We start from the raw sequence: 20,915 nt of genomic DNA on the forward strand, positions 1-20,915 counted from the left end.
CGCCATGCTGGTGCACGCGCACGATCGTGGAATCGATCGATGCGACCCAGTCCAGGTCCCCGGACTGCTGCGCAAACGCCTGCGTCTTCTCCAGCACCTTCGCCCACACGCCCAGCTCGCACCACCGGTTGAAGTTCTTGTAGATCGTGTTCCAGTTCCCGAATCGCTCCGGCACGTCCCTCCACGGAGCCCCGGTCCGGAACCGCCACGCCGTCGCCTCGACCACCGTGCGCCGATCCAAGGGTGGACGGCCCGTCGACTTCGCAGTAGGGAACAGCGGGCCGATCACCGCCCACGCTTCATCCGAGATCACATCACGCGACACACATCCAGAATCTCCCGCAGACACCTCAAAGAGGTTTAGCAACACGGCCTAGTCAATCGGTATCGACCGGCGGCATGTCCGGATGCCTGGCCCACCGCACGACGGTCGATACCAAGCCTGTTCGCACGCGTACGGGTAGTGTCACCGCAATCAGGTTCGAGTGCAGGGGCGGCGGCATCTTCAACCCGATGATTTGGGTGCACGCGACCCCCCAGACCAACAGTGAGGTCCCACCCACAAACCGGGCTACGTGTAAACTTGATCGGGGCAAGCGACTCGCGACTGAGGGGGCCATGAGTTCCAAGACACGGAGTTTATCGACGGCCGACCGTAAGAAACTATGGGCACTTTCTAACAATCAATGCGCCTTTCCCCAATGCAGGCAACGCTTGGTGGAGGATGTGGTCGGCGGCAACTCGGGCCTCGAATCCAGCGTGGTTGTTGGCGAAGAGGCGCACATCTACGGCTTTGCTGTCGGTGGACCGAGATATGACCCCACCTTTCCGGAAGAACGCCTCGAAACCTACGAGAACCGCATCCTGCTCTGCCAAAAACACCACACCATCATCGATTCCCAGGGCGGAGTCGAATTCAACGCAAAGACCCTGATCAGGATGAAGAGCGATCACGAGCAAGGACTCAGGCGCGACCAGCGCCTGATGTCAGCCGCGAAAGCGTACCTCGGTGGACAAATGGAGGCGGATGACCGCGTTCAGTTTCGCCAGGCTAGGCTGGATGGACCGACCGTTGAATCGATGTTCGTCGACGTCCCATTCGGCTGCCGCAAGGAGTCACCTCCTGCCGATTTTCTCGAACGCCTAGCCAAGGCTCACCCGGGTGACCTGAGACCCGAGCCGGGTTTCGTCGCTACAGGGGCAGCCCAAGCCTTGCTTCACCCGGGATGGACCGGCAATGCGCTGATCATTGGAGGCCCGGGCCAGGGGAAGTCCACGCTGCTGCAATACATCTGTCAATTCCATCGCGCTCGATACCTCGGACGCGATGAATATAGCGGGGATGTGCAGGGCTTGAAGCCAGTCACGACTACTGCCAGAATCCCGGTTAAGATCGAACTCCGCCGATATGCCGAATGGTCACTAAACCATGACCCTAGAGCGCCACTGGGGTCGCAAAGGTGGTTGCCAATAGAAGTCTTTCTCATGGAGGAACTGAATCGGGGCAGTGGCGTCCATGAGATCAATGCAGAAGACTTCACCCACCTGGTGGCCAACTATCCGATGCTCATTGCCTTGGACGGACTAGATGAAGTGGCAAATCTCGAGCATCGCGAGCGCACGGCAGATGAGATTGCGGCAATGGCTGGCCGCCTATCTCCAGATGCGCATGACCTCACGATCATTGTCGCCACGCGCCCCGGCCACATGCAGTCCCGGCTCCTCAACTCACCGCTGTTCCCGCGCTTCAACTTGCTGACGATGAGCGCGGGCCTTCGACTTCAGTACCTCAACCGCTGGATCCAGGTCTCGGAGTTGACCGACGTTCAGGCACAGGCACTCCGGCAGACCTATTTGAGCCACGAAGAACTCCCCCACATTCGCGACCTGGCATCCTACCCGATGCAGTTTGCGATTCTGTTGCATCTCCTGAGGGACCGAGGGCTTTTCCCGAAGCAACGAACCGAACTATATGCGGAATACCTGAAAGCCTTCCTGGATCGCGAGGAGACGGAGAATAAGGATCCGCTGGTCTCGTCCCAGCGCACTGTTCTCATGCAAGTGCACGCATACCTTGGCTGGCACCTTCAGGCGGCAGCGGAATCAAGTGGAGATTCGGGGCAATTGCCGAGATCGGCCCTGCGGGGACTCTTGCGAAGTTACTTCGCCGATCAGTCCTCTGGACTCGAGTTCGCAGAAGAATTGTTCAAGTCGATGGAAAGCCGCGTCCTGTGCTTGGTCGAACGCGAAGAAGGGTTCCAATTCGAGGTTCAGTCTCTACGGGAATACTTTGCTGCGCTCTACGCCCACGAGAATGCCGATCCGCGGGGCAAGAGAAACTCCCGAGTCGCCTGTTTCGAGGCCATGGTCAAGCGACCCTATTGGTTGAATGTATGCCGATTCTTCGTAGGAATGTTCACCACGATCGAGATCCGAGGAATTCATTCAACTCTTCAGGATCTCATGGACAAGGCCGACCCCGGGTTGGCAACTCACCTTCGAATAGTAGCGGCCCGCCTCCTAGACGACAGATCCTACCAGGGCCAGTCAGATCGGGAAGTGGGCCGTGTTGTCGAATTCATCTTGAAGGGCCCTGGGGTCGTCTTCAGTGAAGACGGCTTTTTGGATGACGCTGGATCGCCTCACGTGTTCGCAGGGGATGCCGGCAGGGCCTCGGCCGTCGACTGGTTGAGGAATGAGGTGGTGGCGACATCTGGTGAGCCAGCTCGCCGCGAACTGGTCAGCGCATCCCTGGGTAGAAACTCGACCGAGGATGAGGATGTTCGGGCTTGGTGGAGAGATGGATTCCAACCCAACACTGATTGGCTAGCGGTGGCATCACAATTTGGAATAGTTGCTCCGACGAGGCGAGATCGCTCTCGACTGGCAAAATGCTTGGAGGCATCAAAGGACTCTGAAACCAGGTGGGGGACTGAACTTCTACTGCGCGGCGGTTACGCCGGCATCATGGACGAGCTGACAGGGCCCGTGCTGCATGACCTCAACGATGGGCTGATTACTGAACTTGCCGGCATCGGGACGCAACTAGAGGCTGTCTGCGCTGCAGCCAAGATCGCCGCAGGGTCAGTCGATTTGGCACTATGGAGCGATCTAAGTGCTTTCGCGGCACGAAGTCAGGGTGGTCCGAACGAGGTGGTTGCCCGGTCCGTACAGTTGGGACGGGCTGCCAACGTCGCTGGTGGCACTCAGTGGAGGAAGCGACTTGAGGAGATCGGTCGAATCTGGGGTCAGGGTTGGGTCCTCGCTCAAGCAGTTGCCATGACTCCGTTAACCATTGATTTGGAGAATGAGGGATGGCTGATTTCCGACGACACCGCGGCCAGCGCGGCAGTTCGGTGGGAAGTGCAAGTCCGCGCACACCGTGACGACCCAGCTTGGTGGACAGACGTCTATCCAGGCGATCCGCTGCCCCAACGAATCTGGCTCCTCGACCTCCTGGCGCACGCAAAGAGCCGGGTCGTGGCTGACCTCATGCCTCAGGTGGACCTGCTGGTTTGCAGCCTTGCGCCGAGGCACTTCCGATCACTGCAAATGAGCCTAAAGCGGACGGCTCCTACCCTCATCGATCTTCAAGAGCGCCTGCGACTGAATCTCTTGAGTGCGGACGGCCGGACCCTTTGGCTCCTGCGAGGGATCTGCACCGATGGAACCCAAGCCCAAATCGACAAGCGTCTTAGGTCTGCACTCGCGGAGATTCTTGCCGCCGGAGCTGGGGACAGCACGGAACTTCTGAAAGCAATTGGGGCAGCTAAGACCACCGCAGTTTCAGTTTTCAAAAACTGCAGGGACTCTGTTTCGGCAGGAGGGATGGAGTACCTGAAACTGACAGCCATGCCGATGAAGCTTGCACACGAGGTCTTGTCCGCGCCGGAGGAGTGGCCGACAGCTGTCGTCGGCCAGGCACTCGGACGGGTCAGCGGCGCCCTGGCCAAACTAGAGCCAGTCGGCGAGATCGCCATCAAGGATCAATGGTTCCCCCGAGACGACTAGACGCGCACGACTAACCTGCTCGTGTAGGTGAGTGACTTCCTGAGCAGTGAGGGCGGCATCCGCTATTGGGCATGTCCGCGAGATTGGGCGCAGTAAGCTGGGCCGAACGATGAACCCTCGAACACCTTGGCGGCGCGAAGAGCTTGCGCTGCTGGAGTCGTGGTCCGGCACGGACGCCGAACTCGCTCAGCAGCTGGGTCGCTCGGCTCAGGCCATCCGCAATCAGAGATGGCGACGCACCAATCCGGACGCCTTGGTCAAGCAGCGGGCGCACGCCCAAGGGAGGGGTGCACGACTGGCGTACATCCGCGGGCGCATCCAACGCGAGCAGCTCAATGCTTACGCCCGGGCCAGGACAGCGGCAGCGCGCGCGGCCGCCACGAATTCTGGTCCGTATGGGCCCGAAGAGGATGCAGTCGTCCTGCGAGTCGACCTTTCGATCGGGACCGTCGCCACCAAGCTCGGCCGGACGCCCGACTCGGTCCGCAAGCGGCGTCGACTGCTGCTCGGCCGCTTGGATCCGATTGGTGAACGCACCTGACCGAGGCCGCAGTTGGTCACGTCGGGGAACACGTGCGCGTTGCCAGCAGTCTGGTCAATTGCCTCCGCGAGGGGGCGCTTCCTCAGCTCAGCGGCCTCGGTTCGGCGCTTCTCCGGCTGGCGCGGCCGAGGTAGGACTCGGACATCCCCGGTAGAAGAGCCGGCTTGGGGGTCGTCGGTCCCCAACAACGTGGTCCACAACGATCCTCGCACGGACGCGCACCGTGTTGTGCCGTCCGTGACGCAGGTCCCTTAGAGCAGGCGCTGCAGCCGTGTGGTGGAACGGGACACCGGGGACGTTGCCTGCGGCGATGTCCGATCGAAGTCCGATGAAGTCCCCTTGGTTGCAGGCCATTGTCCCCGATAGTGAAAGGCAGCTTTTCGCGACCTCTGCTTGTCCGCAACATCTGCATCGCGCTGGGGCATGGGGAGGTGAAACCCCTCGGTTTCCTGGGCGTCCAGCCTGACTTGGGGGACAAGGGGGGACATCGCAGGGACATCCTCTGACAAGGGGGAACAACTCTCCGCGTCAAGGGGGGCAGCCCGATTCTGTGGATAGAAATGCCGGTAGTGCCGGTTCTGGGGACAACTCGTGGTACATCGATTTGATCCTTTTTCGTTGTGTTCATCCGCAACGGAAAGGTCTGATCATGAGCGTCGAATCCGAATTGGGTCTCGCCAGCAACCTGGAATCAACGATCGTCGCAGCGTGGCCGTCTTGGTCAATCGCCCAGCCCATCCTCAACTTGGTGGACGATCCCCGCCGGCTGCGGGAGTGGCTGCAGGAAGCTGACCCCGCAGACGCCGACGACGTGGTGTATGGGATCGCGTGGTTGGCATCGACCGAGGGTGGTCACGACCGCGAGGCCGCGCAGACGTTGGCCTGGCTGCTGGTGCCCGGATCCGCTTTCCTTGCCAGCCGACTGCGGACCCTGTCGGTCGACATCGACCACGTGGTCGCCGCCGAACTGTGGCTGCTGGTGTGCACGTTCCCGCTTCAGCGCCGCAAGGTCATCAGCAACCTGATGTGGGACCTGCGCGCCAACGTGCTGGCCGCTTGCGAAGCCCCCGCGACCCTGCAACGCAAGGACCCCACCTGGTACGCCACCGTCGCCTTCGCCGACAGCGACCTGATGGCCGCGATCCCCGACGAGCCCGACCCGTCCGCGTTCGACGAGTTGGTGGGCGTCCTGGACTGGGCGTGCGACCACCACGTCATCGCGGCCGCCGACCGGCAGCTGGTGCTGATGCTGGTGGAGGTCTCCCAGCAACTGCGGCTGCGGCAGACCTCCAGTCATGGCCTGCTCGGCAATGACGCGACTACCACCGTCGCCGCCTTGCTCGGTGTGTGCGACCGCACCGTGCGTCGCCGCTTCCGGCGCACCATTCGCGCCCTGACCGAGGCGGCACCCGCCTTCTCCCGTGCCGCCTGAGCTCCTCCGCCGGATTCCCTGCAACCAGGTGTCCGTGGACGGCGTCCTTTCTCACTTCTGGAGGGTGAGGTGAATGTGCACATGACCAAGGACCTGAGGGCGACAGCGCGGCTGTTCGACGTCGCCAACACCGACGACGAGGTGATCGACAGCCTGGAGCGGCTGCTCGACACCCTGAAGCGGGCGCGGCAGGCGAAGGCCGAGCTGGCCGGGCTGCCGCCAGCCGAACTGCGCGCGACGTTGATGTTCCGCGCCAACCGGCGGGCGTCCCGATGACCGCCCAGACGACCCGGCCGGTCGCGGTGGAGGAACTCCTTCGCGCTTGGCACGCCGTGCAGGACGGCGCCTTCCGCCACCCAGCCCGGCCACAAGACGTCGCCCCGGCGACTCCGATCGCCACGGTTGCGATGCCGAAGCCCGCTGAGCGATGGACGCCAACGTCCGGCGAGCTGGTCGTGCCGGTCGTGGGCGCGGCGGGATCGTGCGGCGCGACCACGGTGGCGCTTGCCCTGGCGACAGTGGTCGAAGGGCGAGCGCGGGTGGTGGAGTGCGCGTCGGCGTCCATGAGTGGGCTCGCCGCCGCCAGCATGACTGAACTCGGTGCCGACGACCACGGCTGGGTGCACGGCACCCGCGACCAAGTCCGTCTCGACCGGGCGCCCGGCGTCCGCACACACCCGGACGCCGTCCCGACTCCCTCACCGATCGACACCCGGGAGGTCACGGTCATCGACGTCGGCTTCCGAGTCGAGCAGGTCTTGGATGGACACGCCTGGCTGTCCAGCCTGCTGACCAATGCAGGTTCGGTCGTGGTCGTGGCGCGGGCCACGATCCCGGGCTTGCGGCGCCTCGAGTCGACCCTGCACCTTCTGGACGCCGAGCGCACGATCGCGGCAGTCCTGGGCCAGCCGCGCCGCCGCTGGCCCCGCGCGGCGGCCCACGGTGTCGGCGGTCTGACCGCGGCGTTGGTCGCCGACGGTCGCCTCGTCGAGATCCCTGAGGACCGAACCCTCGCCCTCCACGGCCTCACCCCGGCCCCGCTGCCCGCGAGGTTGCTCACCGCCGCCGGCGCGCTCCTCTCACTGATCGAAGGGACCCCCCACCATGCCCACTGACTTCACCTTGCTGCTGCCGCTCCAGGTGTGCCCGGTCGCCCCCGGCGACGCCCAGAAGTACATCGACCAGATCACCGGCTACGTCCTGTGGGGCGTCGGCGTCCTGTTCCTGCTCGCCATCGTCGTCGGGGTCGGCGCCATCGTGGCCGGCCGGTTGTTCTCAATGCCACACGCTTCCCGGGTCGGGGTCATCTCCGTGGTCGTGGTGTTCGTCGCTGCGATCGCCTACCTCATCCTGCCGGGCATGCTCACCGGCCTCCTTGGCGTGGGGTGCATCTGACATGGCGTACCACGAGACAGGCACGTGGCCCCGCTGGAAGCTTTACCTCTTCGTCGTCGCTGCCCTCATCACCGTGATGGCCTTGTTCTTCGGGCTCGGCCTCGCCCTGTGGGCGATGATCCTCCCCACCCGGGGCGCCTCCACACCGGTGACCCCGATGCCGGCCTCCGGCGAAGTCCGCGGCGATGCCTGGCGCGACGAACTCGCCGCCCAACCGATGCTGCAGGTCCCGGCCGCCGCGGCGTCCACCCCCGGCGTCTCGGCCGAGCTCGCGCCGGTCCTGCTGGTCCCGGCCGCGGACGCCGTCGGCCCGGCCGGCGTGCCCACTGGGTTCCCGCACACCCCCGAGGGCGCGGTCGCCCAACTCGCCGCGATCGAGGTGACGGTCCTCGAGGCGATGAGCATCCCCACCGCCCATGATGTTCACGCCGCCTGGTCCTTGCCCGGCGGGGTGAGCCCCGCGGAGTGGGCGATGACACGCAACGTGCAGTCGTTCCTCACCACCCTCGGCGATCAGGGCAACGCGAAGGACGACAGCGTCCTGGTCACCGCCACCCCGGCCGCCGGACAGGTCAAGGGCACCGACGGGCCCGACTGGGTACTCGCCTGCGTCCTGCTGGATGTGCGCGCCGCGGTCGCCGCCACCGCCCGGATCGGCTACGGCCACTGCGAACGCATGGCCTGGCACGACGGTCGTTGGCAGATCGCCCCCGGCACACCACCGGCCAAGGCTCCCTCTACCTGGCCCGGCTCCGACCTCGCACTCCAAGCCGGGTGGCGCACCTGGCAGACCTCCTAAGGCACAGCCGTGGATGACCTGTTGAACCCCTTCGCAGCACTTGCCTCCGCCGCCGGCAAGGTCGTCGCCGACGCGTGGACCGCCGCGATGCTCGGCCTGTGGAACGCCGGCCTGTGGCTGCTCCGACTCGCCCTCACCTTCCTGGACTTCCTGCTCACCCCGGACCTGAGCGAGGACGGGCCCGGCGCCTGGCTGTACCAAGTCATGTTCTGGATCGCCGCCGCCCTGCTCGTGATCATGCTGCTGGTCCAACTCGGGGTCGCCGTCGCCAAGCGCGACGGCCAAGGCCTCGCCCGGGTCGCGCTCGGCTTGGGCCAGTTCGTGGTCGTCTGGGCCGGCTGGATCGTCTACGGCGTCACCATCGTCACTGCCGCCGGCGGCCTCACCCGCGCCCTCATGCAAGGACTGCTCAACGTCACCAGCTGGACCGCCTGGCAACCTTGGGAACCCTTCACCCCCGCCGACATCACTGACGGCACCGTCGCCACCGTCCTCGGCCTCATGGGCCTGCTGCTCTGGCTGGCCGCCATCGGCCACTTCCTGATCATGCTGGTCCGCTCCGCCGCGCTGATGGTGTTGGTGGCCACCACCCCGATCGCCGCGGCCGGCCTGGTCTCCGAAGCAGGCAGGTCCTGGTTCTGGAAGAGCCTGCGCTGGTTCCACGCGGCCGCCCTCTCCCCGGTGGTGATGGTCCTGGTACTCGGCGTCGGCGTCCAATACACCACCGGTGTCGCCAACGGCCTCACCGGCGTCCAGGGCGCCATCGGCACCGCCATCCCCGGCGTCCTGCTCATCTGCATCGCCACCATCTCACCGCTCGCCCTGTTCAAACTGCTCGCCTTCGTCGACCCCGCCACCACCTCGGGAGCCTCCCTGCGGACATCCATGACCGCGGTCGGCGGACTCCAAGGGCTCCTCACCGGCAGCGCCGGCAGCGGTGGTGGCGGGAGGGCGGCCGCCACTGACGAGCAAGGGCGCAGTGCCGGGGAAGACAGCGCGGGGGACGCCACCACCGGACGCTTCAACACCGCTGTCGCGGGTGGGCTCAGTCAACTGGGACCGATCGGCCAACTCGCGTCCACCGGCTTGGGCCTGATCGCTGGCCTGGGCGCCGCCGGTGCCTCCCTCGGAGCCGACCTCACCAACCAGATGGGTGTCGGCCACAACACCTACCCGCCCGACTTCAGCCGCGCCGGACGCCGCGCCACCCACGACCGCCAGCAGTCCAGCGACCCCGGCGGGGACCGAACCCCGAACAACAACGGAGACCCGAACGACTCGGGACGAACACCGGACGCCGACCCGCCCGTCGGCGGCGGTTCGGACGCCGCCCCGTTCGCGCCCCCGTCCATCAACGGCGGCACCGGCCAGCCCCCCGCCTCACCCGCGCCCGCGGCTCCCGTCGCTGGCACCGGAGCTGCGCCAGCAGGCGCCGGTGTTGCGGCCGGTCAGGTCAGCGCCAGCGAAGCCGCCGTCCTCGTCGTCTGACCCCCTCCTCGAAGGAGCACCCCTGTGGCTGTCTACTCCGACTACGCCAAGGACCGCATCGGCTGGTTCTTCGGCCTCACCGGCTCGCAACTCGGCACCCTCGCCCTGACGAGCCTGCCTGTGTTCTGGGCGATCAACGCTCAACAATGGCCGCTGGTTGGCACCCTCGCGCTCGTCTGGGCGCTCCTCGCCGTCCTTGTGGTCGTTCCGGTTCGCGGCCGTTCCGCCACCTGCTGGCTGCTGGCCACCGGCAAGTACGCGGTCGGCACCCTGAGCGGCTGGACCCGGTTCCGCTCCCACGCCGCGGCCGGTCGCCCCGAGGACCTCGCCCAGGCTGACCTGCCCGGCGTCCTCGCCGGCATCACCATCCACGACGGCCCACCGCAGGGACCCACCCTCGCCCGCGCCGCCATCATCCAGGACAAGGCGGCCCGCACCTGGGCGGTCACCTGCTCGATCACCCACCCCGGCATCGGACTCGCCGACGCTGCCACCCGGGTCCGGCAGGGCGCCGGGCTCGCCGACCTCCTCGACGTGTGCGCCCGTACCGAACTCATCGATGAACTCCTGATCCTCGTCCGAACCGTCCCCGACGATGGCGCCGAACGCGACCTGTGGATCCGCCAGCACCGGCGTCCCACCAGCCCAGCGCTGGCCACCCAGGTGAACGACGACCTGGCCGCCACCCTGGCCCGCGCGTCGGTCCGCACCGAGTCTTTCGCCACGATCGTGGTCCCCGAAACTCGACTCGGTCGGGAGGCCCGGGAGGCCGGCGGTGGCCTCGAGGGCCGAGCCCGCGTTCTCTACTTGCTGATGGGCGAGGTTGAGGCCCAACTCCGAGGCGGGCTGAATGCGACCGACGTCACCTGGCTCACCAGCCCGCAGCTCGCGCTCGCGGTCCGTACCGGGTTCGCCCCCGGTGACCGCGCCGGCATCATCGAGGCCCTCAACGAACGCGAGACGAACCCGGCGGTGAACGCCGACGTCCCCTGGGCGCACGCCGGACCCTCCGGCGCCGATGTGGCCCCCCGTCACTACTCCCACGACGCGTGGAACTCGGTCTCAGCCACGGTGAAGCTGCCCGACAAAGGAGCAGCCCTCGGGGCCCTCGCCCCCGTCCTTGTGCCCAGCGAACCCGGCGAACGCCGCAGCCTCGTGGTCGCGTTCCCGCTGCTGCGCCAGACCACCGCCGACCGGCAGTCCGCCAACGCAGAGTGGGCCGCCGACATGGGCGCCAGCCTCCGCGCCAAAGCCGGCGTCAAGATGCGCGCACGGCAGCGGGCGGACGCCGCCAAGACCTACCACCTCGACGACAAGCTCGCCCGCGGCCACGCCCTCACCCGCCCCTACGCCGTCGCCACCGTCACCGTCGCCAAGACCACCCGTATCAGCGAGTACGGCCGCAAACTCGACGCCGCAATCCGCCGCGCCGGCTACGCCCCGCTCCGCCTGGACCTCGCCCAAGACGCCGCCTTCGCGGCCTCCACCCTCCCCCTCGGAGTCAGCCTCACCCGCCGGAGCGACGCATGAACGCCTCCCGCGGTCGTGACACCGCCCGCCTGCTCGCCGACTTCGGCCACCAACTCCCCACCCTCGACAAGCCCGCGCCGCCGGTGAGGGAGGCACGGTTCTTTCCGCCCACCCCGCGCCGTGGCGTCCGACAGCGTGGACGCGGCTGGGCGCCGGCGTCCGCGCCCGTGTCGGTGTGGCGGATGACCTCCGACCAGGCACCGGTGTTGTGGCCGCTGATCGCCGCCCCCGGCCTGCCACCCACCGGCGCCCAGATGGGCATCGACCACCTCTCCGGGGGCTCGTTCTACGCCGACCCCAACGGGTGGGTCCTCGACGACGCGATCCCCGTCACCAACCCGAACATCTTCGCGTTCGGGAAACCCGGACGCGGCAAGTCCGGCACGGTGAAGGCCTTCTGCCTGCGGATGATGGACTTCGGCTACCGCACCCTGATCCTCGGCGACCCCAAGGACGAGTACGAGAAGCTCTGCCGCGCGTTGGGCGTCCAGCCTTTCGCGATCGGCCACGGGCTCGGCGCCCGCATCAACCCCCTCGCCTTCGGACCGCTGGCCCAAGGCTGGGCCGACCTCCCGACCGCCGAAGCCCAACGCCGCGCGGCGATCGTGTTCGGACGCTGGCTCACCCTCGTCCGCGGCCTCGTCGGCTCCCAACGCCTCGGCGATGCCCACGTTCCCTTCGGCCCCACCGACGAAGTCGTCGTCAAGACCGCCCTCGCGCACCTCACCGGCTACACCGCCGGCAACACCCGGCTGACCGAGACCACCATCCCGCAGCTGTGGCGCCTCCTCGACCAACCCACCGCGGAACTCGTCACGGAATGCCGGTATGCCACCGAACGCCAGTTCCTCGACGAGACCCGTCTGCTGCGGGACGCCCTGGGTCAGCTCGTGTCCGGGGCGCTGGCCGGGCTGTTCGACGACCACACCACCATCGCCGTCGACTGGACCGCCCCGATCCAGTCGCTGTCGCTGTCCCGGCTTGAAGCCTTGGGGGACGAGGCCGTCGGGATCGCCCTCACGTGCCTCAACAGCTGGGGACGCGGCATGCGCGAGCTCGCCGCCCCCGGCGACCTGCGCATCGTGGTCCGAGACGAGTCGTGGAAGCAACTCAGGCTCGGTCCGGACGCCGTGAAGAGCTTCGACGCGGACCTGCGGCTCTCCCGGCGGGACGGCGACATCCAGTTCGCCGTCGCCCACAAACCCTCCGACCTGCTCTCGGCCGGGGACGCAGACTCCCAAGCCACCGCGATCGCGAAAGACCTGCTGCACCTGGCCGATATCAAGATCCTCCACGGCCAAGACCAAGCCGTCGGCGAAGAACTCGAACGGCTCCTCGGCCTGGGACCCATCGCCCAGGACCTCGTCACCGGCTGGGCCATGCACGGCAAAGGACGCGCCCTGTGGTGCGTCGGCGACCGCCAGTACAAGGTCGCAACCATCCTCCATCCGGCCGAGGCCGCCCTCGCCTACACCAACGATGCGCTGGACTCAGCACGATGAGGAACGAACATGAACCCGCTTGCCTGGCTGCTCGCCCCCGTCCTGGCCTTCCTGCTCGGCGTCCCCCTCGGCTCCGCCCTGATCATCGCCACCGTCGCCACCCCCGCCGCAGGCTCCCTCAACGCCAACCCATGCGCCACCGTCGGCGCAGACGGGACCCTCGACATTCTCGAGCCGCTACCAACCCCGGGCGACGAGCGCCGCGCCAGCCTCACCAACCCACCCGCCGACATCCCCGCGACGATCCTGACGCTCTACCAAGAGGCGGCCTCCGCCCACGGGCTGCCGTGGCCGCTCCTCGCGGGCGTCGGCATGGCGGAAACCAACCACGGACGCCTCACCGCCACCTCCTCGGCCGGAGCCAGAGGACTTATGCAGTTCCTGCCCGCCACCTTCGCGGCCTACGGTATCGACGGAAACGGCGACGGCCGCGCCGACATCCTCAACGACGCCGACAGCATCCACTCCGCCGCCAACTACCTCGCCGCCCTCGGCGCGGCGGACGGGGACGACGGTGTCCGACGGGCCCTGTTCGGCTACAACCGAGCGATCTGGTACGTCAACGACGTGCTGGCCTACGCGCAGCACTACGCCACCCAAGCCTGCACAACCGAAGCGGGTGAGCTGCCTGACGGCCCTGACGGCCCCTGCCCACCCACCGCCAGCCCCGCCGAACGCGGCCTCCAACCGGCAGCCCTTCGAGGTCTGCGCTGCGTCAAAGCAGCCTTCCCGTGGATTCAGTCCATCGGCGGAGTCGGCTCGCGACCCAACCATTCCGACCACCCGGCCGGACGGGCCGTCGACTTCATGATCCCCGCCTGGAACACCCCCGAAGGGCGAGCCCACGGCTGGCAAGTCGCCCACTGGCTGCAGGCCCACGCTGCCGAACTCGACGTGACCTACCTCATCTACGACGACCACGTCTGGCGCGCTTACCGAGCCTCATATGGCTGGACGCCCTACACCCACCCCAACGGATCGACCAGCAACCCGACGCTGCGACACCTCGACCACGTCCACCTCAGCGTCAACGGCTGACCGTCGCCGAAGCTCCGCATCGGTCGGGTCGGGGAGTCTGTCAGGCCCAGCTGCCACTTCCCTCCGCCTCGGGCCGAGCTCACGTCGAAGTTTGTCGGCGGTCCGTGTCCCTGGAGGGCCCTTTTCGTCACTTCTGGAGGGTGAAGGACTACGAGAAGGAGCACCGACCATGGAAGAAACCCGGCACGACTTCGAGGACGTGCGGGGCCCGCTCACGGACGTGCCGCTGATCCTGGAGGACCTGCTCTGTCAGATCGAGGAACTCCGCGCCACCGACGGTGACGAGGACGTGATCGCTGACCTGCTTGCCCAAGTCGAGCTACTCCAGGGCCGGTGAGCCCGATGGCAACGCGTGGTCGAAGGACTTCCGGCTACGACCGGGAGGATGCGGACGCCGCCCGTCAGGCGACCCTGGAGACGATGCACACCCAACTGGCCGAGAAGGTCGCGGCGTTGGCGTCTGGTGAGGGCTGGGCGTCCTGGCTGCGGTTCGCGAACAGCTTCCACCGGTACAGCTTCAACAACACGCTCCTGATCTGGGCGCAGAAACCGCAGGCGACGATGGTCGCCGGCTACCGCGCGTGGCAGACCCGCGGTCGGCAGGTCCGCCGCGGCGAGCAGTCGATCAAGGTGTACGGACCCGTGACCCGCCGCGAGCCCAAGCTCGACCCGCAGGGACGGCCCATACGGGACGCCGACGGCAAGAGGGCCATGGAGGTCCGCGTGGTCGGGGTGAAGCCGGTGAGCGTGTTCGACGTGTCCCAGACCGACGGCGACCCGCTGCCCGAACCGCCCGAGGCGAAGCTGCTGACCGGGCAAGCACCACCGGGCTTGTGGGACGCCCTGCAAGCCTTCGTGGAGGCCCAGAGCTACAGCGTGTCCCGTGGTGACTGCGGCGAGGCGAACGGGGTCACGATCTTCGACACCCGGCAAGTCCGGGTCCGCGCCGATGTCGATGACGCCCAAGCGGTCAAGACCCTCGCCCACGAAGCCGGACACGTCCTGCTGCACGCGCCCGAACGGCGGGACAACTTCTCGTGCCGAGGTGTCGCGGAGGTGGAAGCCGAGAGCGTCGCGTTCCTGGTCACTCAGGCCCACGGCCTGGATGCCTCCCAATACACGTTCAACTACGTGGCCGGTTGGGCCCACCAGGCCTCCACCCCTGACGGGCCGACCGTCGAAGAGGTCGTGAAGGCCACGGGCCAGCGCGTGATCGGGGCCACCGACCGGATTCTTCAAGCCACCCAACCCGCCCCCACCCTCGTCGAGGAGGCCCTGGCCGACCTGTCCGTCCAGGTCGGCCGTCCCGTGGACGCCGTCGCTTCCACCCCGCAACTCGCCGTGGACGCCGACGCGAGCGCTGCGCGGCCGACGATGGCGTCCACCCCGGACATCCCCGGGTTGCGGGCGGCGTCCGTGCCCGTGCCCGTGTGGGAACGCGTCACGACTCCCGCCTTGGACGGTGCCGCGCGGGACCGGCAGGCCTTACCGCGGCAGTCCGTGGGCCCGGCGCCGGCGCTGCACCGCTGACGATCGACGAGAGGGAAGGAAGTCGATGGACTCGAACGAGACGCCCAGCCGGTACCCCTACCTGATCAGTGTGCGGGGCGGCCGCCCGGTCCCGGCACGCAAGGAGGGTCACTACTTCGTGTGTGCCTACCAGGTGTTCCTCGGCTTGTGGTGGTCGCCGCGGGAGGTGCGCGTCCTCGAGTACGACCCCCACCGCGACTTCTACCGTGAACAGCGTCAAGCGAAGGAAGCCGCCCAACGGGACGCCCCGCCCGGCGCCGGACCTTCGGCGTCCGAGGCCACCACCGCCAAAGGGGAGGCCGCCACCGACGAAGCCCCGGTGTGGGAGCGCGTGGACAGCCCAGGCCCGCGGCGCCCGAGCCCACCCGCGGGTTCCACACGGTATGCGCCGCGGCGAGCGTGGGGGCGATGAGCATGGACGCCGACACCCCCGACACCGACCGGGGCCACCCGTGGTTCCTCAACGCGGAGGAGCTGGCTGCCACCCGCGCCAAGATCGCCAAGCTCCAGCAACGCGCCGAAAGGAAGGGGTTCACCGGGACGATCGACGTGGCTGCGGTCCCGGCGACGCGTTCCTCCACTTCGGCGGGTGGACTGCCGGTCACCGTGCACGGCTTCGACGTGACGATCACCGGCGACCCGCCCCGCTACCAAGGGTGGCGGTTCGTCGCCGCCGTGGACGCCGTCGAGGGCGGCACGATCCTGCGCTACCCGCCCGGCTCCACCGCCGAGGTGCCGAACGATCAGATTCGGCCGGGTGAGTGTGACCACTGCCACACCACTCGCGCCCGCCGCTCCACGGTGCTGGTCTCCCACGACGACACCGGCCAGCTGCTTCAGGTGGGCCGCTCCTGCCTGAAGGACTTCCTCGGCCACAACACCCTGCCGGTGTTCCTCACCCACGACGAGATCGCCAACACCCTCGGCGGCAGCCTGGCCGGCACGCCGTCCGCCTGGGACGTCCACAGCGTCCTCATCTACGCCGCCGCCGCGGTCGAGGCGTTCGGGTGGACGCCCGCGTCCGCGTCCGAGCATGGCCGCGTTCCGACCCGCGACCAAGTCCGCTTGGCGCTGGTGGGTGGACGCGGCGCCGACCAGCTCCGGGGGCAGCTCGCCCCCCATCTGGCCGACGCCATCGCCCGGGCCCCCCATCTCCGTGACGACTTGCTGAACGGGCTGAAGGGCAGCTCCGGGTACGAGGCCAACCTGGTGGCGGTGCTGAGCGGTGCCGCAGTCGACGCCCGGCACCTCGGGTTGGCGGTCAGCGCGATCCCCGCCCACCAACGCCTGCAGGAGGATCGGCGGCGCGAGGTGGCCCGGCAGGACGCCGCCAGGACGGTCGACTACGCCGGGACCGTCGGGGAGAAGGTCACCTTGTCCGGCGTCGTCCGCACCGCGCTGCGGGTCGACGGGTACACCTACCGCTCACCCGACCAGGTCATGCTCGTGGTGGACTGCGGCACCGCGGTGGCGAAGATGACCACCTCCGCCGCGTGGGCCTACCAGGTCAAGGTCGGCGACCCCCTGACGGTCACCGGCACCGTCAAGGCCCACACCGAGTGGAACGGGATCAAGCAGACCGTCCTCACCCGCCCCAAGCAGCTCGACACCATCGCCGAGGGTGCCCAGACGTCCCTCGCGGGCGCCGCCCCGCCGGCCCTTTGGGAGACGGTCGCCAGTGCGCGTCTCGACGGCGTGCAGGCCGCCCAACGCTGGACCACCACCCGGACGCCGTCCCGCGGCGTCGCCGTGTCCTACTGACCGCCAAGGAGCCCCGCCATGCAGCGCGCCCGCCGCCACAACCCCTACCCGCTCACCTGGGAGATCCCACTTGGGATCGCCTGCGCGGTTCTGCTCACCCTCGCCGTCGGCGTCCACCTCGGCGACGCCCTCGCCCACCTCGCCGCCGGCCAGCCGTGGGCTTGGCCTCAGCCCCGCGACGTGTTCGGCAGCATCCCCGCCGTCTTGGCCGCCGAACCGGCCTCGGCGGCGGTCGATCCGCGGGTGTGGATCGTCACCGTCGAACTCCTGCTGACCGGCAGCCTCGGCTGGGCCGCCTACAGCACCTGGCAACGCTGGGGACCGTCGCGGCTCAAGGGCATGGCCACCAGCGAACAGGCAGAACAGGTCCTCGGCGTCCGCCGGCTCCGCAAGGTCGCCGCCATCGTCCGCCCCGACCTCCACGCACGCTCCCCGAGGGAGGCCCGGCGATGAGGACCCGGTTCGATCCCACCCAGGTCGGTTGGCGGATCGGGAGGGCGTGGGAGCCCCGCGCGCGTGATCTGTGGTGCCCGTGGGACCGCACCGCCGGCGTCATCGGCCCCCAAGGCTCCGGCAAGACCCTCGACCTGCTCACCCCCGCCCTCCTCGCCGCCCCTGGCGCCGCCCTCGTCACCCTCACCAAGGTCGACGACCTGCTCCTCACCATCACCGACCGCAGCACCGAGGACCGGCCGTGCGTGGTGCTCGATCCGTTCGGCCTCGCCCCTGGCCTGCCCGAACTCGTGTGGGATCCCGTGCAGGGGTGCGTCGACCCCATGGTCGCCGAACGCCGAGCCAAAGCGTTCACCGCCGGCACCATCCGCGGCGCCATCCACACCGGCTCTGGTGACAGTGCCGCCCGCTTCTACGCCTCCGAAGCCGCCAAAGTCCTCCAGGGCTACCTTCACGCAGCGGCCCTCACCGGCCGCACCCTCGACGACGTCCTCGATTGGGTGTCCAGGCCCTTGTCGACCACCGAACCCGGCGAGATCCTCCGCGAGCACCCCCACGCCGCCCCCTACTGGCACGGCCTCCTCCACGGCGCCCTGCACGGCGACGACCGGACCTCCAGCAACACCGTCACCACCGTCCACCAAGCCCTCAACCTGTTCTTCCAAGCCGACATCCGCCGCCGCTGCGTCCCCAGCGCGGTCCGGGCCGCAACTGACATTGCGGACGTCATCCGCCGCCGGGGCACCATCTACCTGCTCGGCCGGGAGGACCCGTACGCGTCGGCGTCCCCGCTGATGACCGCCCTGGCCGAACACGTCCTCGACACCGCCCTGGCGTTGGCCAACACCTCGCCGTGGGGACGACTGTGCCCACCGATGCTCGCCTCCCTCGACGAACTCCCTTCCACCGCACCCCTGCCGACCCTGCGGACCCGGATGGCGAACGAGCGCGCCCTGGGGATCTCGTTCATCTACGCGGCGCAGACGTGGCGGCAGCTCGCGGCGATCTTCGGCGACCAGGAAGCCAAGGCGCTGTTCGGGCTCACCAACGTGCTCGTCATGTTCGGCGGCAGCAAGGACGTCGCGTTCAACCAAGAAGTCTCCGACCTCGTCGGCACCGTCCGCGTCCCGCGCACCACCTGGCAAACCGGACGCGGCGGCCGCTCCATCTCGGGGGAAGACATCCCCATCCTGCGTGGCGAGGAGATCCGTCAACTCCCCGAACGCCGAGCCCTCGTCATCGCCGAGAACAGCAAACCCATCATCGCCAAACTCACCCGCTGCCTCGACGGCAAACCAGGCCAAGCACTCCTCGCCGCCCAGAAGGCCGCCCGCCAACATCTCGCTAACGCCCGCCGGGGTCAGATACCGACGGACGCGCGCGCCACCGCCGCAGTCGTCGCCGCCCAACGCCAAGGCCTCACCAACGCAGGACCGCTCCGATGAGCGGCCCCGAGCCCGACGAGTTGGTGCGCGCCTTCCCGACCCCCGGGCCGCTGCTCGGCACCGCGTACCGCGACCTCTACCTCGCCACCGAAGGCAGCGACAACCAGAAGGCCGCGATCGGGGACCCCAGCCTCCTCCCGAAGCCCTGGGACCCGCCCACCTGCCGCAACCCGCAACTCCGGGCCGAACTCTGGGGCTGGCTCGACGCCGTCGCCATCTGGATCAACCACGAGTACGTGTGGGACCCCGACAGCACTATCCCGCCCTGCTGGCCCCAGCACCCTCACATCGTCCACGAACTCGCGGTGATGGCCGACCAGCGCCGGCGCGCGGGCATCACCCTGGACTCCAATGCGCTCGAGGAATGGCACCGCTACACGCTGCCCAGCTTCCTCGAACGCCTGCGCGGACGCCTCAAAGCCCACTGCGAGACCGACCACCAACCCTGGCCCGCACGCGGACGTTACGCCCGCTATGGCGATCGGCGGCAGAACCGGAATCGACAGGACTCCTACCACGGCGATCTTGGGCACCTGTTGCCTGCCGACCCCTTGGTTCCCGAGCGGCCTAAGCTTTCGGTTATCGATGCGCGGACCGGAGCGACTGCTGAGCTGGATATGGGCTGACCTCGGGCTCAAGTCGACTGTGCGACGGCCGGCGATCGCACTATCCCTCGCCAAGCGACCGTCAAGACTGCAAGATGTAGTCAACGATCAGTGGAGAGTCCCGGGAAGGAGGGCCTGCCGCATGGATGAAATCGTGTTGGAGTTGGGAGGCGCCCCCGGAACGATCAGCGCGGACGCTGTCCACGACAGTCTGGGAGACCTTCTCACCATCGCGAAGGAGGCCAGCAACGTCACCGGCAGCACCGCCGGCACGTGGACGATCGAACGTCTCGCGATCGGGTCGGCAGTCATGGCGATCGCCAACCCTGCGGCCGCCGGTGTGCCCGCGTTCATCGAGCACGGCTTGGCGGCCCTCCGCGAGAAGTCAGAGATCCCGCTGGGCTGGACGATCCGCATGGTGAAGGCCACGCGAAAATTGTCTCGTCTGCCCGGCCATCGAGGGGTGACCAGGGCGGACATGACCGTACTCGAGACAAAGCACGCACTGGACGTGGACATCGCCAACGCCACGGATCAGGCGCTCCGGACCACTGACGTCGCATTGGGGACGGTCATGGGGAAAATCGATGTGTGGACCAGCCGCGATAGGCGTACCAGTGGTATGACCCTCACAGACGGCAGCACGATCCAAGTCACTTGGCCGGACCAGTTGGAAGACTGGGTCAAGCAACACCTCGATCGGTCGGTGCAGGCATTTGGCACCATCGAGCGCAACGCTGCAGGACAGCGGATCAAGATCCACCTCGAAGACGTAGTCCTGGCGGAGGATGCACCCCAGCGCGTAGTCCCGGTGAGTGAGGTCGTCGGCATCTACGCTGACGTGTTCAAGGACTACACCCTTAGTGACGTGATGGGAACGATCCGGCAGTGACGAGCGAAGCTTCCCGCGTCTACTTCGACACCTCCGTAATCCTTGGTGCCCTTCTTGGCCCCAAGGAGCGCAAGCATGCCGAGTGTGTCGGAGCGATCCAAGATGCCCAAGCGGGTCGAATCTTCGGCGTGATGTCAGCCTTGGTCGTTGCCGAGGCGACTGGCGCCCCCAACCATCGTCAGGGCGTGTCACCTTCGGTGGCCAAGAAAGCCATGAAGGCGGCAGCGGCCTTCACGCAGAACACTGGCATGCAGATGGTCGACATCTCGACCGCAACGGGCAAACGAGCCGCTGAACTCGCCATCGAGTTCCAGTTGAAAGGACCAGATGCCCTGCATCTGGCTCTTGCCCTGGAGGCCCGTTGCACGCACCTCTACACCTGCGACGGGGGCCTCTTGAAGGTCGGGGACTACGGCCACGTCACCGTTTGCGAACCGATTCCGACTTTGGCGCCGCCTCTGGACTTCGGATGCCCAGACAGCTGACCGGCGGT

General features: G+C 67.7%; 19 protein-coding genes. 18 read left to right on the forward strand and 1 reads right to left on the reverse strand.

Features of this window, described 5'->3' with window-relative positions; all coding sequences use genetic code 11:
* Positions 1-370, reverse strand: a 370-nt coding sequence (locus H5397_RS13865; RefSeq protein WP_220492292.1) for a transposase, incomplete at its 3' end; no start/stop codon positions are given.
* Positions 371-717: 347 nt separating this feature from the next.
* On the opposite strand from H5397_RS13865, the gene H5397_RS13870 reads away from it, so the two are divergent.
* The 18 genes from H5397_RS13870 to H5397_RS13960 all read left to right on the forward strand — a co-directional run bounded on the left by H5397_RS13870 (position 718) and on the right by H5397_RS13960 (position 20,907).
* Complete coding sequence (locus H5397_RS13870; protein WP_182818152.1) at positions 718-4,011, forward strand: NACHT domain-containing NTPase; 3,294 nt, start codon at positions 718-720, stop codon at positions 4,009-4,011.
* A gap of 1,289 nt (positions 4,012-5,300) precedes the next feature.
* Entirely contained in the window at positions 5,301-5,984 is a 684-nt protein-coding gene (locus H5397_RS13880; protein ID WP_182818154.1) for a hypothetical protein, read from the forward strand.
* Between the two features lie 81 nt (positions 5,985-6,065).
* Complete coding sequence (locus H5397_RS13885) at positions 6,066-6,260, forward strand: hypothetical protein (protein WP_182818155.1); 195 nt, start codon at positions 6,066-6,068, stop codon at positions 6,258-6,260.
* Positions 6,257-7,099 (forward strand): hypothetical protein, encoded by an 843-nt coding sequence (locus H5397_RS13890; protein WP_182818157.1) that lies wholly within the window; start codon positions 6,257-6,259, stop codon positions 7,097-7,099. Before H5397_RS13885 ends, H5397_RS13890 begins: the two co-directional genes overlap by 4 nt.
* Positions 7,089-7,379 (forward strand): hypothetical protein, encoded by a 291-nt coding sequence (locus H5397_RS13895; RefSeq protein ID WP_182818158.1) that lies wholly within the window; start codon positions 7,089-7,091, stop codon positions 7,377-7,379. The genes H5397_RS13890 and H5397_RS13895 overlap by 11 nt, the downstream gene beginning before the upstream one ends.
* Position 7,380: 1 nt before the next feature.
* A complete protein-coding gene (locus H5397_RS13900; RefSeq protein WP_182818159.1) occupies positions 7,381-8,178 on the forward strand; it encodes a hypothetical protein in 798 nt (265 codons plus the stop codon).
* A 9-nt stretch (positions 8,179-8,187) separates the two neighbouring features.
* A complete protein-coding gene (locus H5397_RS13905; RefSeq protein ID WP_182818160.1) occupies positions 8,188-9,666 on the forward strand; it encodes a hypothetical protein in 1,479 nt (492 codons plus the stop codon).
* Positions 9,667-9,690: 24 nt separating this feature from the next.
* The gene (locus H5397_RS13910; protein ID WP_182818161.1) at positions 9,691-11,196 is read left to right on the forward strand and encodes an SCO6880 family protein; all 1,506 of its coding nucleotides are present in this window, start codon (positions 9,691-9,693) and stop codon (positions 11,194-11,196) included.
* Entirely contained in the window at positions 11,193-12,698 is a 1,506-nt protein-coding gene (locus H5397_RS13915) for an ATP-binding protein (protein WP_182818162.1), read from the forward strand. The genes H5397_RS13910 and H5397_RS13915 overlap by 4 nt, the downstream gene beginning before the upstream one ends.
* A gap of 9 nt (positions 12,699-12,707) precedes the next feature.
* A complete protein-coding gene (locus H5397_RS13920; RefSeq protein ID WP_182818163.1) occupies positions 12,708-13,736 on the forward strand; it encodes a lytic transglycosylase domain-containing protein in 1,029 nt (342 codons plus the stop codon).
* 169 nt (positions 13,737-13,905) lie between these two features.
* Positions 13,906-14,073, forward strand: coding sequence for a hypothetical protein (locus H5397_RS13925; RefSeq protein ID WP_182818164.1), 168 nt, complete (start codon positions 13,906-13,908; stop codon positions 14,071-14,073).
* Between the two features lie 83 nt (positions 14,074-14,156).
* A complete protein-coding gene (locus H5397_RS13930; protein ID WP_182818165.1) occupies positions 14,157-15,266 on the forward strand; it encodes an ArdC-like ssDNA-binding domain-containing protein in 1,110 nt (369 codons plus the stop codon).
* Positions 15,267-15,674: 408 nt separating this feature from the next.
* On the forward strand, positions 15,675-17,027 hold the full coding sequence (locus H5397_RS13935) for a hypothetical protein (protein WP_182818166.1): 1,353 nt from the start codon (positions 15,675-15,677) through the stop codon (positions 17,025-17,027).
* 18 nt (positions 17,028-17,045) lie between these two features.
* Positions 17,046-17,480 carry a hypothetical protein gene (locus H5397_RS13940; protein WP_182818167.1) on the forward strand — a complete coding sequence of 145 codons (435 nt, stop codon included), beginning with the start codon at positions 17,046-17,048 and terminating at the stop codon, positions 17,478-17,480.
* Positions 17,477-18,925 (forward strand): type IV secretory system conjugative DNA transfer family protein, encoded by a 1,449-nt coding sequence (locus tag H5397_RS13945; protein ID WP_182818168.1) that lies wholly within the window; start codon positions 17,477-17,479, stop codon positions 18,923-18,925. Before H5397_RS13940 ends, H5397_RS13945 begins: the two co-directional genes overlap by 4 nt.
* Complete coding sequence (locus H5397_RS13950; protein ID WP_182818169.1) at positions 18,922-19,551, forward strand: hypothetical protein; 630 nt, start codon at positions 18,922-18,924, stop codon at positions 19,549-19,551. The genes H5397_RS13945 and H5397_RS13950 overlap by 4 nt, the downstream gene beginning before the upstream one ends.
* A 121-nt stretch (positions 19,552-19,672) precedes the next feature.
* Complete coding sequence (locus H5397_RS13955; protein WP_182818170.1) at positions 19,673-20,422, forward strand: hypothetical protein; 750 nt, start codon at positions 19,673-19,675, stop codon at positions 20,420-20,422.
* Entirely contained in the window at positions 20,419-20,907 is a 489-nt protein-coding gene (locus H5397_RS13960) for a PIN domain-containing protein (protein ID WP_182818171.1), read from the forward strand. Before H5397_RS13955 ends, H5397_RS13960 begins: the two co-directional genes overlap by 4 nt.
* Positions 20,908-20,915 lie beyond the last annotated feature (8 nt).

The sequence above is a fragment of the Propioniciclava sp. MC1683 genome, assembly GCF_014164675.1.
Taxonomy (GTDB): Bacteria; Actinomycetota; Actinomycetes; order Propionibacteriales; family Propionibacteriaceae; genus Propioniciclava.

Coding starts and splice junctions, on each gene's coding strand:
- H5397_RS13935 (WP_182818166.1), top strand. CDS start 15,675: ATGAGCATGGACGCCGACACCCCCGACACCGACCGGGGCCACCCGTGG.
- H5397_RS13895 (WP_182818158.1), top strand. CDS start 7,089: ATGCCCACTGACTTCACCTTGCTGCTGCCGCTCCAGGTGTGCCCGGTC.
- H5397_RS13930 (WP_182818165.1), top strand. CDS start 14,157: ATGCACACCCAACTGGCCGAGAAGGTCGCGGCGTTGGCGTCTGGTGAG.
- H5397_RS13920 (WP_182818163.1), top strand. CDS start 12,708: ATGAACCCGCTTGCCTGGCTGCTCGCCCCCGTCCTGGCCTTCCTGCTC.
- H5397_RS13885 (WP_182818155.1), top strand. CDS start 6,066: ATGACCAAGGACCTGAGGGCGACAGCGCGGCTGTTCGACGTCGCCAAC.
- H5397_RS13950 (WP_182818169.1), top strand. CDS start 18,922: ATGAGCGGCCCCGAGCCCGACGAGTTGGTGCGCGCCTTCCCGACCCCC.
- H5397_RS13915 (WP_182818162.1), top strand. CDS start 11,193: ATGAACGCCTCCCGCGGTCGTGACACCGCCCGCCTGCTCGCCGACTTC.
- H5397_RS13940 (WP_182818167.1), top strand. CDS start 17,046: ATGCAGCGCGCCCGCCGCCACAACCCCTACCCGCTCACCTGGGAGATC.
- H5397_RS13900 (WP_182818159.1), top strand. CDS start 7,381: ATGGCGTACCACGAGACAGGCACGTGGCCCCGCTGGAAGCTTTACCTC.
- H5397_RS13925 (WP_182818164.1), top strand. CDS start 13,906: ATGGAAGAAACCCGGCACGACTTCGAGGACGTGCGGGGCCCGCTCACG.
- H5397_RS13890 (WP_182818157.1), top strand. CDS start 6,257: ATGACCGCCCAGACGACCCGGCCGGTCGCGGTGGAGGAACTCCTTCGC.
- H5397_RS13945 (WP_182818168.1), top strand. CDS start 17,477: ATGAGGACCCGGTTCGATCCCACCCAGGTCGGTTGGCGGATCGGGAGG.
- H5397_RS13955 (WP_182818170.1), top strand. CDS start 19,673: ATGGATGAAATCGTGTTGGAGTTGGGAGGCGCCCCCGGAACGATCAGC.